Raw genomic sequence first — 15342 nt, 5'->3', positions numbered from 1 at the left:
ATCCGCTGCAGGCGGCAATCCTCCCGGCGGCACCAGTCAGCCGCCATCCGTCGTCGGGCCGTCATCCAAGGCATAACCGGCCGCCCGCACGGTCCGCACCAGATCGACCTCGTCCGGCCCATTGATGGCCTTGCGCAGACGCCGGATATGGACGTCGATCGTCCGGATCTCGACATGGATGTTCTGACCCCAGATCCGACGCAGCAGATCTTCACGGGAAAACACCTTGCGCGGATTGCGAATCAGCAAATCCAGCAGACGGTATTCTGTCGGTCCGAGCGCAAGCATCCGCCCAGCCCGCTCCACGCGGTGCGTTTCCGGGTCCAGCGTGACGTCCGCAAAGGACAGGCGGTCATAAGAGGACTGATGCCGACGCAGAAGCGCCCGCAGACGCGCATCAAGCGTATCAATACTGCACGGCTTCATCAGATAGTCATCCGCGCCCGTATCCAGCCCACGGATCGCATCCTGCTCAGCCGAACGCGCCGTCAGAAGCAGAACCGGAACGTCGCGCAATGCGGGATTGGCGCGGATCCGGCGACACACATCCAGCCCGGACAAGCCCGGGAGCATCCAGTCCAGCACCACAGCATCCGGACGGGCCGTCTCAAGCGCCAGAAGGGCCGCTTCTCCGTCCTCTGCCGTCTCAACACGATATCCGCGCTGCTCGAGATTATAGCGAGTCATCAGGAGAAGGGCCGGATCGTCCTCGACCAGCAGAACGAGGCCCTTGGCACGTGCCGGTGAAGGGCCCTTCACCGGACGTCAGGCTCCTGCATCGTCTCTGTCGCCGTCAGGGCCGACGCCGGAGCCCCGCGCGGACGCAGGGACGGCAGGTTATCACCCGTCACGGCATAGAAGACGCGCTCGGCGACGTTGGTCGCATGATCGCCGATTCGCTCGAGGTTCTTGGCGATGAACAGCAGTTCCGTGCAAGCCCGTATATTGCGGGCATCTTCCATCATGTACGTCACGAGTTCGCGGAACAGCGCCGTATAATACTCGTCCACGGCGCGGTCCGAATGCCAGACTTCCATGGCACGGTTGGAATCCTGCTGCGTAATAGCATCGATCGACCGACGCAGATTTTCCTGCACCAGACGGCCCATGCTGCGCAGGCCCGAAAGCGAAATTTGGTTTTCCGGCATCCGGATCCGCAGGGAACGCCGAGCGATGGACGAGGCGTAATCACCAATACGTTCCAGATCACCGGTGATCTTCAGGGCGGCCACAATCTCGCGCAGATCGCCTGCCATGGGGCTGCGCAGGGCCAGAAGGCGGATCGCAAGGCCTTCGACCTCGCGTTCAAGCTGATCGACTTCCGGGTCCTGACGGGCGGCCGCATCCGCAGCTTCCTCGTTACGATCCGCAATAGCGGAAAGCGCGAGAGCCACCTGATTTTCCACGATGCCGCCCATCTGCGCCATCATAGACCGGAGTTGACCCAGCTCCTGTTCGTAGCTTTTGACGATGTGAGATCTGTCAGCCATGACGCGTTATCCAAACCTGCCGGTGATGTAGTCCTGGGTCTGCTGCTGCTTCGGATTGGTAAACATCCGATCAGCACTGTCCACTTCGATCAGCCGCCCCATATAAAAGAAAGCCACCTGATCAGCGCAGCGTGCAGCCTGCTGCATGTTGTGGGTCACAATCGCGATCGTGAACTCTTCCTTGAGTTCGTCGAGAAGTTCCTCAATGCGCGCCGTGGAAATCGGATCCAGCGCCGAGGTCGGCTCATCGAGGAGCAGCACTTCCGGGCGCGTTGCAATCGAACGGGCGATACACAGACGCTGCTGCTGACCACCCGAAAGACCGGAAGCAGGTGCATTCAGACGGTCCCGGACTTCGTTCCACAGTGCGACACGGGTCAGCACGTCCTGGACACGAGCGTCCATGTCAGCCTTGTTCAGCTTCTCATGCAGACGCACACCAAAGGCGATGTTGTCGTAGATCGACATCGGGAATGGCGTCGGCTTCTGGAACACCATACCCACACGGGCACGCAGGATGTTCAGATCCAGATCACGTTCCAGAACATTGCGCCCGTCGAAAATCACCTCGCCCGTCGCGCGCTGGCCGGGATACAGGTCGTACATGCGGTTAAAAATCCGCAGCAGTGTGGATTTACCACATCCGCTCGGCCCGATCATGGCCGTAACACGGCGGGCCGGGAAGTCGATCGAAATATCGTGCAGGGCGTGGTTTTCACCATAGTAGAAGTTCAGGTTGCGGACAGCCAGCGCCACTTCAGGGCTTTTCGCTACCTGCAGATCAATCTCGGTCATCATGGAATCCTGTATCATCCCCTGCCTTGTTCCCGGGGTCATCCGCGTCGCGCCGAAACGCGGACAGCAATGTTGATGGCCAGCACACCCATCGTCACCAGAAGCGCGCCGGCCCAGGCCAGTTGTACCCAGTCTTCATAGGATGCACCGGCATACTGATAGATCGTCACCGGCAGGCTCGCCATCGGCCGATTGAGGCTGAAAGACCAATTCTGGTTGCCGAGCGACGTAAACAGCAGCGGCGCCGTCTCACCGCTCACCCGGGCCAAAGCCAGCAGAATACCCGTCAGAACGCCCGTCTTGGCAGAACGCAGACACAGCGAAAGAGTCACCCGCCAGCGTGTCGCACCAAGAGCAGCCCCAGCTTCGCGCATGGACGTCGGAACAAGCCGCAGCATGTCCTCGGTCGTACGCACAATGATCGGCACCGCCAGGATCGCCAGCGCAACAGAGCCAGCAAGCGCAGAAAAATGGCCGAACGGTGCCACCAACACTTGATAGACGAACAGGCCCACCAGAATGGACGGCACTGACATCAGCACGTCGGACACAAAGCGGACACAAGACGCGAACTTGTTGGTTTCTGTCCCGTATTCGGAAAGATAGATCCCGCATCCAAGGCCAAGAGGCGTCGCCATCAGCAGCGCCATGAAGGTCTGGACCAGACTACCCACGATCGCGTTCGCCAGCCCAGAAGACGATCCGGGCGGTCCCATCGGCTTCATGATCGCGGCGGCAGACAGACCGGAAAGTCCGCGTGACAGCAGCGTCCACAGGATGGATGCCAACACCAGCACAAGGATGCCAGCCATCAACATACCAAAAGCGGTCGCCAAATGATCGGCGCGGCGCCGACGAGCAGCCCGCGGGTTGGGCTTCCAGCCGGTCGTGGAGACGAAGGTTTCGCTCATTTCGTATCTCCCCGCAACATCCGCGCAAGCGCCAGACTGGCAAAGGACAACAGCATCAGGATGAAGCCCAGCGCCAGCAACGCGGACAGACGCAGCGACCCGGCCGGGCTTTCCGGGAACTGAAGGGCGATCAGAGAGGCCACCGTACTGCGGGGCGCAAACAGCGACCAGCCAACAGCCGTCACATTTCCGATCACAAAGGTCACGGCCATGGTTTCACCCAAGGCACGCCCCATCCCGAGAACAATCGCACCGATCATGCCCGTCCGGGACCAGGGCACCACCACCTTCCACATCACGTCCCAGCGCGTGGCGCCCAGGCCATAGGCGCTTTCACGCAGCATGGCAGGCATGGCGGCAAACACGTCGCGCATCACGGCGGTCATGAAAGGTGCGATCATGACCGCCAGCACCAGACCGGCCGTCATGAGCCCCGTACCGAAGGGCGCACCATGAATAATGAATCTTAACCCCGGAACATGCCTGAAGTGGTGGGTCAGGAAAGGCTGAACCGTCCGCGCCATGAAGGGAACAATCGTGAAAAAGCCCCACATACCGAAGATGATGGAGGGCACGGCAGCCAGAAGTTGCACGGCTGTTCCGACAATTGCAGCAATCCGGGGGGGGGCCATTGCCGTCAGCCAGAATGCAGTTCCAAACGCCAGCGGCAGGGCAATCGCCACACCAATCAGCGTGCTGACGATCGTACCGAACAGCGGCGCCCAGGCCCCGTACTGATCAGCGACCGGGTTCCAGACATCATGGAAGGCAAACCCAAGACCAAACGTCCGGAAAGCCTGACTGCCCCCCACGCCCATAAGGAGCACAAGACCGCCCAGCACCACCAGAACCAGAAGCGCCGAAGCGGCGACCAGAAGATGAAATGCGGTATCGGGCCCGCTGCGGCGGCTTCCACTGTGAGAAACACCGGCCTTGTCGCGGGCCTCGTCGGGCTGCGTGGCTGTGGCAAGGGTCATGCGTGAGGAGCTCTGACTTGAAAAACGGGCATTATCCGGCAGCTACAGCCACCACACCAGTGCATTAGCCGTCCTGTCATGGAAGAACAACCAGAACAGGAACAACACGGGATGAAAGATTTATGTCATCTCCACAGGTCATGGCCGTTACAAACCGCCGTGAACGGCCAATAGAAGGCTCGGGTAGCAGCTCCGAACACCTCACCCGGCAGCAAACCATGAGATTGCCAACCCTCACCTAAAATTCGCGACGCAACCGTGGCATAGATGACACGTTTAGATGAGCGAGGCCCTGAAACAGTAAGGGGGCACAAGAAAATTTTCACGACCTGAATCCCGTCTTCGGGTCACATTCCGATATTCAGGAGTATTCTCATGGTTTCCAGAACCGACCGCCACGTGACTCAGAACAACACGGCAGACAACACCAAGAATGTTTCCATCGAGACGCTGAACGCCCGTCTTTCCGACCTGATTGATCTGGCGCTGATCACCAAGCAGGCTCACTGGAACCTCAAGGGACCGCAGTTCATCGGCGTTCATGAAATGCTCGACGGCTTCCGTTCCAGCATCGACGGCTTCTCCGATACTGTCGCCGAACGTGCTGTCCAGCTTGGCGGTACAGCATTGGGGACCGTACAGGATGTTACCAAAAACAGCGCCTGTAAGCCTTATCCGAACAACATCTACCGCGTGGCCGACCATCTGGCGGCGTTGATCGATCGTTACGCGACGGTTGCCAACAACATGCGTGAGTCCATCAAGGTGACGGACGAGGCTGGCGACGACGATACGGCCGACATCTTTACGGAAGTGTCCCGTGGTCTCGACAAGCATCTCTGGTTCCTGGAAGCACATGTACAGGAGCCGACGGGCCAGATGCGCGACGGCGACCACAAGGGAAGCCGGAGCTGATCAACTCCGGGCACCGACTAAGCCTTCCGACGCTCCACAGATCTCCTGTGGGGCGTTTTACTGTTCAGAGACAGCGCTCGAGATGCTCGCGGGCAAACGCCAGTTCCGGAGCCTCGCGCACCCAACGATCCACCACCTGCGGCTGAATATCGTCCTGCGACAGCTCATGTTGTGATACGGCTAACTCCGAGACCGACTGAGGTGCGAGCCCCTTTGAAAGTACCGGTGAGATCAAAGCGGCCAAATGTTCGAAATCATTGAACTGCAACGGGCCTGGTGCCACGCCTGGTTTCTGCTGAACAATCCAGTCCTTCGTTAACTCCCTCAGATTGCCCCATTCCGGTTCCCCCTCCAGTGAAGATGAGCTCAACATCCCTGCCTGTGTCGCCACGGCAAGAGCATGAAGATCCGGTTCCGAAAGCAAGGACGGATGGGATGACAGATCTTTTTTGCACACCCAACGGCCCAGAGCGCTTTTCAAAACCGATACTACGATGTCATTCACCATTGTAATTTCTCCCCACCTCATCCTGCCCGATTCCCTGTCCGGACGTCAGTCGATCGGAGCTCCGAAATACAGAAAAATCATGAAAAAGACGAGAAATACCCAAAGCCATAATGAAATTATTGATCAATAGAATAAAAATAGACTTCTTGAATGTTTTATATAATGATGAAAAATGATATATGTGATTTATAAATCCATAATACCCAATCTCATCATCTTGAAATTATATCAGAATAGTTATCAAATATCCCTAATTTTTACAGGTTATTTTTCGATACACACAACAAATGACAGTCGGAATTTCCTTTAATCCAGTATCTTCTTCAGATCAGACTGCTATTCCCCCTAAAATCCTCCAATATGCCGCTACCGGAGGAATTTGAAAATCTGGCAACATATTCACCTGCGCTCGCCAATTACATTCAGGATATCCAGATCACCTGGCAGGATGGGAAAGTCGGACAGGCCTTATCTGGAACTAGCCCTACGGTACCCGCCTGGTGGCCTCAAGAGCAGGGAAAATATTACCCGCCCGAACCCGACCTCCTCCCATCTTTGCATGTACTGGAATTACGACCCACCGGCAGAAATCAGGGACAACATCCACTACCGTCAAGAACCCTGGTTTACGATCTTCAATCACGAGACAGCCATGAAATGGCTTTATGATTATTACGGAAAGGAGATTTCCAAGATCTTTCGCAAGGTCCGCCATCCTGCAGAAGGCGCCAATCTGCGGATCCGTTCACGCGAGGTCGAGAAGAAGCTCACGACCGGCAGCATCAAGGATGTGGCATCATTTCCAACAGCGCCATGATGCGCTGGTCAACACATCTGAACTTTGCGGGCTATACGGCGCGCCCTCAACAAAGCTGTCAGCCGCGCGATCTTACAATGCGCTGCAGGGCCACAGACTATTTTGCGACCATCAGGAGCGGTGCACTCTCGCAATCTGCTCGACCAGATCGTCGTAACGCTGCAGATAATCGTTCAGACAGAGTTCGGCCTCAGCGTAACGCCGGGCTTCCTGTCCTAGACGACGGGCCGTCCTGCGATCGTCCAGAAGCGCAAGCGTGGTTTCGGCGATCTTCTCGGGCTCCAGAAACGGCACCAGCCGACCCGTGACGTCATCCGTGATGAACTCCCGCACCGGTGCCGTGTTGCTTCCGATGATCGGACAGCCTGTGGCCATGGCTTCGCGCAGAGACCAGGAAGCGACGAACGGGTAGGTCAGATACAGATGGGCATCTGAACGCCGCAAGAGAGCACGAAAATCGTCATATTCGACCTTTCCTACAAAATGTACGCGATCGAGATCCAGCCTGTCTCCCAACTCGCGGAGCATGACCTCGCGCCAGCTTCTCGCATCTGGCGGTAGCGTGCCATAGCTGACCTTGTCGCCACCAACGAGAATGACATGCGCGTCTTTGCGTTCGGAAAGAATACGTGGAAGCGCACGCATGACGACGTGAAAGCCGCGATAGGGCTCGAGATCACGGGCCACATAGGTGACGAGCGGGGTTTTGGGCGTGATCCGGACGTCTTTGATAACAAAGTTGCGCCGTCTGGCCTGCGGTTCGGGGGCGCAGAGTTCCAGATTGACGCCTTCGCGCAACAGGGAAATCTTTTCCTGCGCCCAAATGGGATAGGTTCCGAGCTGGAACTGCGTAGGGCACTGGCCATATCCGTTCGCCAGGCAGAGCGCCTGCAGATTGATCGCGTTCTTGACCCGCACGGACGCGGCAAGCTCCGATGAAGGCGGAAATTCCGGGTCGAACCCCACGTCGTTCTGGTCGGCATGATAAAAGAACTCGAAATATCCGAGAATTGGGCAGGCCGGAAAAACATCGACCAGATTAAGCAGCTCACCCCAGCCGTGATGACCGATGATGATATCGGGCTCATACCCCAGCCCCTTCAGCGTCCGGGCTGCCGTGGCGACGGCTTCGGCCCTGAGCAGACCGTATTCGAATTCCCTCAGGCTGCGATGGGTTTCCATCGAAGGCAGGCGCGGCACTCGGTAAATGGCACGGCGGACACCGGGAATATGATTGCTGTTCGCTTCGGAGATGAAGACAATCTCATGTCCCTGCGCCAGAAGATGGCGGACAAAATGCAGGAACTGTCCTGGAAAATTCTGATGGACGAATAGATAACGCACGTCTTCTCCAGAGCGACAGAACGCCTCTGCGGTTTCCTGTTCGCACACGGAGAGGACAGCAGATGACAGCAGTTTTCAAAGGCGACCGGAGAAGGAAAGTTCCCTCGCCGGTCATTTGTTCGGGCATCAGCGACGGATCAAGATGCCGGAGTAGGCTTACGCTTTCTGGGGGATGCCGTTTTGACAGATGCTGCGGCGGCTTTCGGAGCACGAGGCTTCGCAGGGGCTTTGGCATGGGGCGCTTTGGGGGCGGCCTTAGGTGCTGCGGTTTCCTCGCCCTCGGGCAGGATTTCCAGCAGGAAGGCTTCCAGCGGCGCCAGGCTTTCGGCTTCCAGCGCTTCAGAACCATCCACGGGCCCAAGACGCGTTCCGTCCGTGAACGTTGCCGTCAAACGGACCCGGTGCATCTCGGCGGACTTGCCTTTCAGGCGGACACGCAGGCCAAGAATCGGGAGCGCCATACCCCGTGAACCACAGTACTGGCCACCTTCAGCCCACGGAGACAGCCAGCCCTTGCCGAGAACGGCCTGGTATTCGATGTCCGACGCTGGGATGCCCTCTTCAGGAGCGACACTGAAACCTTCGATCCAGCTCTGGCTGCCGGGCACACCCATCCAGTGTCCGATGCCACTCGTAACATCGCCACGGCGCTGGATATGAGCGGAAATATCCTTCGAGATCTTTTCCGCATCGGCTGTTGCTTCAGCGGCAGCCGATGCGGCCACAGGGGCCGCAGCCGACTGGGGCACAGACTGTACGGGAGCCGAGGTCACGGGGCCGGCAAGCTGGGCAACCTGCAGACGCGGTGCGGCATGCGTAGTGCCTGGTTCCTGATAGGTCGTCACGAGAACAGCAGCCGGGCCGCGCATCACACGAACCAGCGCAGCACCGTTCGAACCGCCGATCCAGCCATCCTCCTCGAAGGTGCTGACCGTAACGATCCCGGGCGGCGTCCCCGGAGCACGCGAAATCCGGACTCCCGGCAGTCCGGCCGGACCTGCGGGCGCCTGGCCGGCAACATGGAAGATGCAGAAAATACCTGCATCCAGAACCATCATATGTGCACCGGCCTTGAGGTCGATGACCCGGTTCTGTCGTGGTGCTTCGGCGGCGTTAGACATTCCCTACTCCCAATTGCGTCCGTTCTTGCGGGCAACAATACTGGCATGTTTCATAAACTGTCACGAGTGGTCATGACAGTTACAAGCAGCAGACCGACGATGCGTTGCACCAGTTTTTACAAATACCGGCTTCTCTTTCGGCATTATAGTGGCTTGTTTCAATAAAAACGGTAAATCACCCGTCATCATACTGGCCCCCATCGCCCCAACAGAATCATGGCGAGCTGGTAGGGTGCAACACCAAGTGGCACCGCAAGACCGGTTGCACTTTTTCTGACCCGTTCGCCCTGCGCGCCCAGATCAAAGCAGACCGCTTCCACCCCACTGCGCCAGACCTGCCCGAGAGCGTAGCACCATGTTTCGGGCGCGATGGAAGGAATCAGCCCCACATCCGGCTGCTGCTGGCGGATCAGGGACTGGACCTCGTCTTCGCGATATTCCCCCGTCACCAGCACCCCCCGCGAGATCAAGGCATCGTCATCATGCGTATGACCCACCAGGGACAGCACGATGGGCAGGCGATGGGTCTGGATCTCGGTCGCCAGCGCCAACAGAAGGTCATAACCTTTCCACTGACTAATTCCCCCCACAACACATACCCTGAGCGGCTGCCCCCGGGTCACTCGACGATGGGGCATGATACCTTGGTGAAGCGCCGCATCGTCTTCTAACGGTATGGCTTCGATACTCAGACTGGGGAAATGGCGGCAGATGCGCCGGACCGTATCCTCGGAAGGTGCCATGAGCCTACGCGCCCCGGATAGTTCGCGGGTAGAGCGGGCCAGAAGGTCAGCAATTGAGAGGTCTTCGCCGAGATAGCTTCCCCATCGTGCCACACACAGCTCACATCCCGCCGGGTCAGGTTCGCCGCAGTAGCGCCCTGCCCCGTCACAGAGCGAGATTCGCGGGCAAAACCAGACATGATCATGGATGAAGACGTCATACGGAACACCGAGCGCCTCATGCAGGGTCCGGACGCACGGCGCGTGACCGATCAGATGGTGCCACTCCACTGCTCGGACACGCAGGGCAGCGAGCAGGTCCAGCAAGGACGGCAGCTCGTCCGGGAGACGATATTTCAGGCTGGGAAAGCATTTTCCATCAAGAGCATATTCGAGCACGCAGCCATTTTCATGTGGGCGAAGGGCTAGAGCCAGAACACCGTCTGCCTCGAAAGCCTCCGATCGCTCACGCACGACCCGCCCGACGCCACCGCCCGCATCGTGCTGGAGCATTAAAATGGCAGAGCGACCTGCTCCCTGCTGGAGCAGCCGCGCGACATCAAGTCTTCGCCGCGTTTCGTGCAAGGGATCAGCGGCAATAAAACGCGCCACAAGGGCATGATAGCCGGGGTGAAGGGCATTGAGGATGTCCAAATTCCGCGCGCCAAGCGCGTTTCTGGCTGTTCCGAATGACGCAGAGCCAACGTGGGCGACGTAAAGCTCCGGCGCGGCCAGATGCCGAAATCCTCGGGCCGTCGCACGGAGGCAGAAATCATTTTCCTCGCCATAGCCCTGGGCGAACAGGTCTTCGCGGAACAGACCCGTTTCGGCTAGACACTCCGCCGAAATCGCCATGCAGAACCCGTGGGCAGTGGGCAGATCGATTTCCGTAAAGACGGCGGCATTCTTCTGGCACAGCCGGTCCATCGCGCGCATTGCCGCAAGAGACGGAACCGGATTGGAACGGTCCGTAGACGGGTAAGAGAGGATGGTTGCATCATTGGAAAATGGCGTGACCGTGCCGACATCCGATCCTGCAAGCCTTGCCCGCAACCGCTCGACCCAGCCTGCGGGAACAAGGGTGTCGCTGTTAAGCAGCAGAATATCCCGCCCTGCTGCTGCGCGCATTCCATCATTGGCGGATATCGGAAAGCCCCGGTTCCGGTCGTGACGGATCAGGGTAATCCGTCCGTCCTCCGCCAGTTGTTCGAGCGCCCGTGCGAGAGATGGTTCCGGAGTAGCATCGTCCACGACGATCACCGGCACATCCGCCGGGCAGGTCGCAAGAACGCTCCGCAGGCAGGCCATGGTCCGGACCCGGTCGGCATAGACCGGGATCACGACCGCACAGCCTGGGCTCTGACGCGGAAGATACGGACGCATCCTGCCCGGCTGGATCTTCACAGGACATAAGCATGCCGGCAGACCCCGTGTCTGTCCCGAAACCAGTTTCCCCACCAAAGGATCAACGGGTGCCCCCGTCAAAAGACGGCCATTCTCGTTCCACAGATCGAGGGAACTCTTATCGCGTCCGGGGCACTCTTTGGCCGGGACGTGAAAAACCCGGTAGCGCGCCAGAGGGACGTCGCTGTCCACATCCTGCGCGAACTCCTCAGCCCGGAGGGTGGATCCGTTCCAAAGTGTGATTACCGGTACATGCTCGGGTTCGGCCGGCGTCCAGATCCAGCCCCTCAGGCCATCCGCCGTCGCTTGCACAAAGGACTCGCACCGGGTCAGGGCTGCGATGTCCAGCGGGCTGCCGAGAACATGCCGACGCCCAACGCAGACCGCCAAATGCCGTGCTAAGCGCCAGCCTTCCGGAAGGTCATATTGGCCGCCCGTGGCGCCTCGTGCGATTTCCCGTCCATCAAGAAACAGACGGACTGGGCGGGACGTCCCGATATAGACGCTACCCGCATTGGACACCGTCATCCATCCCGGCAGCCCCGCAGAAACTGCGATCTGTTCCGCCAAAGGATAGGTTTCCGGGGTCGCATGAAAGGCGGACAGAGCCGCCTGCATCCGGAGGGTGGCCTCTTCCATGCGCTGCAGTCGTACCAGGCAGACGACTTCCAGAAACGCAGCTTCCCTCAGCCCGAAATCCTTGCGCAGATTTTCCATGCGGACCAGACAGTCCATGAGCCTGCCCGCAGAAAGACAGGCCAGCCCGACGGACCATATCAGATTGGGGTTATGCCGCGACATCCGTTCGGCACGCTCAAGCCAAAACAGGCCAAGCGATGTGTTACTGGCCTGAAGGGCAGCCTGCCCCCGGGCAAAGGCTTCCTGCGCCCTGCGACTCATGGCCTCACGCCACAGGGCACGGTCCTCATCGCTGACAGTCCGTCCGAAGCCGGCAAACGCTGCACCGGGGGGCTTCGGACCGGGGGGAGGACGATCAGCAGACACGGAGATCAGTCATCGTCATCCGGCTGCGCGTCGTCCAGAAGAGCGAGTGCAATTTCAGCGTCCCTGATATTCTGTGCCTTTGCCCGCTCCAACCAGATACGACCTTCCACCGGGTCCGTCACACCGGCCAGTCCGCGCACGAGATAACGGCCGAGCATCATCTGGGCGAGGCCGTTTCCACGCTGGGCAGCCTTGCGGAACCACAGTTGCGCCTGCGGACGATTCTCAGGGACATCATGACCACCGCCATACATCGCGGCCAGAGAGAACATGGCGTCCACATTGCCGCTCTCGGCAGCCTTCCGATACAATGTCAGGGCTTTCTCATGATCCTGCCGACTGTTGATGCTCCCGGCCACGAGCAGTCCCGCCACAGTGACCTGTGCGTCGGCCATACCCGCATCGGCGGCCTTTTCCATCCAGTAAAGCGCCTGCGTGGGATCGGGCTGTACGCCGCGTCCTTCCAACAGCATCCTGCCGTACCAGTACTGCGCGTTGACGACACCATCCGCGGCTTTCTGCATCCAGCGGGCCGCTTCACGTCCATCCTTCGTGCCAGTCACGCCTTCGGCAAAGCACACACCCAGATTATAAGCCCCAACCAGATCCCCCTTTTCGGCGGCTTTTTCGAAACGGGCGTGGAGGGCCTGTTTTTCATCAGGGGTCGCAGATGCCCCAGCGAGAATCAGGTTCCCGAAATCCGCATCCGCGTGGGCATCCCCTGCCTCCGACGCGACCTTGAACCAGTGCGCCGCGACATCGGGGTCCTGATGAACACCATTGCCTGTCAGATAGAGCAACCCGAGGGCACGTGCGGCGCCGGCATGTTTCTGCTCGGCAGCCAGACGGTACCATTTGGCGGCTTCCATAAGATTTGGAGGCAGATCGCCGCCATTGGCGCACAGATCACCAAGCAGGGCCGCAGACTGCGTATCGCCATTCATCGCGGCGCGCTTCAGCCATGTTTCAGCCCGGCCGTAATGCCGGGGCGTGCCTGTTCCTTCCAGCAGCATCAGCCCGTAGCGCGCCTGGGCCGTTACGATGTTACGCTCCGCCGCCTGATGGAAATAACTAGCGGCTTTTCCGATATCCCGGGGGACACCCGAACCTGCCTCATACATCCTGCCCAGAATATCGAAAGCCGTGCCGAGGCCACCCTTCGTCGCTTCGGTCAGATGTCGAGCCGCGGAAGACAGATCCTCCTCTGAATGGGCCTCATGGAGAATGGAGAGCGCCACGCCAAGATGGCCCTGCGAACACCCTGCAGCCGCGGAACGGCCGTACCAGGACCGGGCCTGCGTCAGGTCGCGCAGATCTTCCGGTCCATTAGTCAGAATATACCCCAGAAGGGCCTGTGCATCGGGGGAGTCGGCATCCGCAGCGATTTTGGCCCATCGCAGACCAAGGTGAAAATCCGGATGCCTCGGGCCTACCTGCGGCACATGCGAGAGATCCAGCCCCTCGCTGGCCGTGCGGATTTCAAATCCTTCGGGCAGGCCGATCGTATAAAGTGTGGCCAGCACAAAAGCCGCTTCAATATGCCCTGCCTCGGCGGCCTGATAGATCCACCGTGCCCCATCTTCGAGACTGGGCGGAGCTCCAAGCCCGTCCAGATAGGCACGCCCGACCCGGAACGCGGCCTCTGCGTCTCCTGTGGCGGCGAGGCGACTGAGAAGCGCAAACCCCTGAACAGGTTGACCGGTTTCCGTGAGATGGATCGCATATTCCAACTTTCCACGGGAGGAAAGAAGAGCGGAAAGGCGACGTTTGAACGACATGAGCGACACAGGTCCTGAATAACTGCCATACAAGAACGCCCGGTCTACGCCGGGCGTTCCTTTGAGCGCTTCGAGGGACGCTCCATGCTTTTATTATGGCTCTCTCATACCATTGGTAAGTGCTGGTGTAATTTTGTTGAACAGATACTGCAGCACGGTCCGTTTTCCGACATCGATCTCGGCTGTCACGGACATGCCCGGCATCGGATGAAAGAATGAGGGCTGGCCATGAAGGGTATAACGGTCGATTCGCAGACGGACACGATAGACCCCTAAAGCAGTGGCATCATCAGACGGTGTATTTCCATTACTGCCACCACCGCCGTTCTGCGAGGACGATGTGAAAGCATCCGCACTGATGACACGAACCGTAGCTTCTGCGCCGCCGTACTGATCGTATGGGAATGTCGCAAATTTCAACAACGCATGATCGCCGACCTGCACGAAACCCACATCCTGTGAACGCAGGACAGCTTCCATTTCAAGGCCGTAGCCCGTGGGAACGAGGGTGATGAACTGTCCGGCGGACTGAAGAACAGAGCCGACAGAGCCCTGTGCGATGGTCAGGACAATACCGTCTTCCGGAGCGCGCAGCAGAACGAGATCCTGACGAAGACGCGCCTTTTCATAGGAACTGCGGTATTCCGCCAGATGATGCCCGGCTTCGGTCAGGTCCGAATAGATTGTGGCCTGCCAGTTCCCAATATATCCGTCACGCTCGGCCTTCATGGCGGCCAGCTTCTTGTCCGCGGAATTAGCGCTCTGCTGGGCAGCGATCTCCGCACGCTCGGCTTCCATCAGTTCGGTCTGCGCGCCAAGAGTCGAAAGACGGGAGCCGACCTGATCGGCCTGTTCCCGCTGTCGCATCTGCAGGACCTCGGACGCAACGCGCATCTTGCTGCCATACATGGCCGCATTGGCCCTGTAGCCCTGAATATCGCTTTCAAGGCTGGCAATCTGCTGGGTATAGTTCTCGACATGCGCTTGGTATTCGGTCTTGCGGCGCATGAAGGCAGCGCCCTGCTCGACCGAAGCAGGATCGTTCAAATTGACATGGTAGTCCTGCCCCGCAGCCTCCGCTTTCAGGCGGTCATATTCCGCCTGATAGGCATCACGCTGCAGATGCATGTTCGTGATGTCAGCCTCGGTGATGGTGGGATCAAGATGGGCGAGCACGTCGCCCTTTTTCACGAAATCGCCAACATGGACATCGATGGAACGAATGATGGAGGTTTCAAGCGGCTGCACAACGATGGTCGGCTGCGTTGAAATCAGTCGACCCGGTGTGGAGACGACACGATTGATCGGGAACAAGGCCATAACTGCAAGACAGGCCAGGAACAGACCACCGATCAGCAGAATGATGTAGCGCGCAGCCGGGGTAGCCGGAAGATTGACCAGCCCTGCTGTTGGCGAATGAAACTCAAGCAGCGCCAATGGCATGTCATTGGGCGCAAAAGGATCGGTGGCCGGACGCGGAACGTGCTGGTTGAATTCTTCGTCGGACTGGCCGGAAGACTGGTCACCATTGGGGATCATGTCGGAAGAGCTCATT

13 protein-coding genes are annotated in these 15342 nt (G+C 58.9%); 2 read left to right on the top strand and 11 right to left on the bottom strand.

All coding sequences use genetic code 11. From position 1 onward, the window contains the following. Positions 1-36: 36 nt before the first annotated feature. From GSP01_RS03070 to pstC, 5 genes are read right to left on the bottom strand one after another with little or no spacing between them, the layout of a single operon-like run. The gene (locus GSP01_RS03070) at positions 37-759 is read right to left on the bottom strand and encodes a response regulator (RefSeq protein WP_141350574.1); all 723 of its coding nucleotides are present in this window, start codon (positions 757-759) and stop codon (positions 37-39) included. After that, positions 756-1490, bottom strand: coding sequence for a phosphate signaling complex protein PhoU (gene phoU / locus GSP01_RS03065; RefSeq protein WP_141350571.1), 735 nt, complete (start codon positions 1488-1490; stop codon positions 756-758). The genes GSP01_RS03070 and phoU overlap by 4 nt, the downstream gene beginning before the upstream one ends. Positions 1491-1496: 6 nt before the next feature. After that, positions 1497-2303: a phosphate ABC transporter ATP-binding protein PstB gene (gene pstB, locus GSP01_RS03060; protein WP_174787527.1), complete on the bottom strand. Its 807-nt coding sequence runs from the start codon at positions 2301-2303 to the stop codon at positions 1497-1499. Between the two features lie 20 nt (positions 2304-2323). Further along, a complete protein-coding gene (gene pstA, locus GSP01_RS03055; protein WP_141350565.1) occupies positions 2324-3196 on the bottom strand; it encodes a phosphate ABC transporter permease PstA in 873 nt (290 codons plus the stop codon). Continuing rightward, on the bottom strand, positions 3193-4173 hold the full coding sequence (pstC, locus tag GSP01_RS03050; protein ID WP_141350562.1) for a phosphate ABC transporter permease subunit PstC: 981 nt from the start codon (positions 4171-4173) through the stop codon (positions 3193-3195). Before pstC ends, pstA begins: the two co-directional genes overlap by 4 nt. Before the next feature lie 375 nt (positions 4174-4548). On the opposite strand from pstC, the gene dps reads away from it, so the two are divergent. Beyond that, positions 4549-5088, top strand: coding sequence for a DNA starvation/stationary phase protection protein Dps (gene dps / locus GSP01_RS03045; RefSeq protein ID WP_141350559.1), 540 nt, complete (start codon positions 4549-4551; stop codon positions 5086-5088). A gap of 64 nt (positions 5089-5152) precedes the next feature. On the opposite strand, the gene GSP01_RS03040 is transcribed toward dps, so the two are convergent. Beyond that, entirely contained in the window at positions 5153-5596 is a 444-nt protein-coding gene (locus GSP01_RS03040; RefSeq protein ID WP_141350556.1) for a hypothetical protein, read from the bottom strand. Positions 5597-6044: 448 nt separating this feature from the next. Here GSP01_RS03040 and GSP01_RS03035 point away from each other — a divergent pair, with 448 nt between their 5' ends. Next, entirely contained in the window at positions 6045-6413 is a 369-nt protein-coding gene (locus GSP01_RS03035; protein WP_141350553.1) for a hypothetical protein, read from the top strand. Positions 6414-6524: 111 nt separating this feature from the next. On the opposite strand, the gene GSP01_RS03030 is transcribed toward GSP01_RS03035, so the two are convergent. The 5 genes from GSP01_RS03030 to GSP01_RS03010 all read right to left on the bottom strand — a co-directional run bounded on the left by GSP01_RS03030 (position 6525) and on the right by GSP01_RS03010 (position 15341). Further along, positions 6525-7757 (bottom strand): glycosyltransferase family 4 protein, encoded by a 1233-nt coding sequence (locus tag GSP01_RS03030; protein WP_141350550.1) that lies wholly within the window; start codon positions 7755-7757, stop codon positions 6525-6527. A gap of 137 nt (positions 7758-7894) precedes the next feature. Further along, on the bottom strand, positions 7895-8878 hold the full coding sequence (locus tag GSP01_RS03025) for a hypothetical protein (protein ID WP_141350548.1): 984 nt from the start codon (positions 8876-8878) through the stop codon (positions 7895-7897). Between the two features lie 185 nt (positions 8879-9063). After that, the gene (locus tag GSP01_RS03020) at positions 9064-12009 is read right to left on the bottom strand and encodes a glycosyltransferase (RefSeq protein WP_255320854.1); all 2946 of its coding nucleotides are present in this window, start codon (positions 12007-12009) and stop codon (positions 9064-9066) included. Positions 12010-12014: 5 nt separating this feature from the next. Next, positions 12015-13787: a tetratricopeptide repeat protein gene (locus GSP01_RS03015; RefSeq protein WP_141350545.1), complete on the bottom strand. Its 1773-nt coding sequence runs from the start codon at positions 13785-13787 to the stop codon at positions 12015-12017. Between the two features lie 93 nt (positions 13788-13880). Further along, the gene (locus GSP01_RS03010) at positions 13881-15341 is read right to left on the bottom strand and encodes an HlyD family type I secretion periplasmic adaptor subunit (RefSeq protein WP_141350542.1); all 1461 of its coding nucleotides are present in this window, start codon (positions 15339-15341) and stop codon (positions 13881-13883) included. Position 15342: the final 1 nt, after the last annotated feature.

It is taken from the genome of Gluconobacter sphaericus NBRC 12467 (assembly GCF_006539125.1).
GTDB lineage: Bacteria > Pseudomonadota > Alphaproteobacteria > Acetobacterales > Acetobacteraceae > Gluconobacter > Gluconobacter sphaericus.
The sequence above is the reverse complement of the archived record's forward strand: the minus strand, read 5'-3'. Positions and strand labels throughout refer to the sequence as shown.

Excerpts from the sequence above, each read along its gene's own strand:
- GSP01_RS03025 (WP_141350548.1), bottom strand. The coding sequence starts at position 8,878 with ATGTCTAACGCCGCCGAAGCACCACGACAGAACCGGGTCATCGACCTC.
- pstC (WP_141350562.1), bottom strand. The coding sequence starts at position 4,173 with ATGACCCTTGCCACAGCCACGCAGCCCGACGAGGCCCGCGACAAGGCC.
- GSP01_RS03035 (WP_141350553.1), top strand. The coding sequence starts at position 6,045 with ATGGGAAAGTCGGACAGGCCTTATCTGGAACTAGCCCTACGGTACCCG.
- GSP01_RS03010 (WP_141350542.1), bottom strand. The coding sequence starts at position 15,341 with ATGAGCTCTTCCGACATGATCCCCAATGGTGACCAGTCTTCCGGCCAG.
- pstA (WP_141350565.1), bottom strand. The coding sequence starts at position 3,196 with ATGAGCGAAACCTTCGTCTCCACGACCGGCTGGAAGCCCAACCCGCGG.
- dps (WP_141350559.1), top strand. The coding sequence starts at position 4,549 with ATGGTTTCCAGAACCGACCGCCACGTGACTCAGAACAACACGGCAGAC.
- phoU (WP_141350571.1), bottom strand. The coding sequence starts at position 1,490 with ATGGCTGACAGATCTCACATCGTCAAAAGCTACGAACAGGAGCTGGGT.
- GSP01_RS03015 (WP_141350545.1), bottom strand. The coding sequence starts at position 13,787 with ATGTCGTTCAAACGTCGCCTTTCCGCTCTTCTTTCCTCCCGTGGAAAG.
- GSP01_RS03040 (WP_141350556.1), bottom strand. The coding sequence starts at position 5,596 with ATGGTGAATGACATCGTAGTATCGGTTTTGAAAAGCGCTCTGGGCCGT.
- pstB (WP_174787527.1), bottom strand. The coding sequence starts at position 2,303 with ATGATACAGGATTCCATGATGACCGAGATTGATCTGCAGGTAGCGAAA.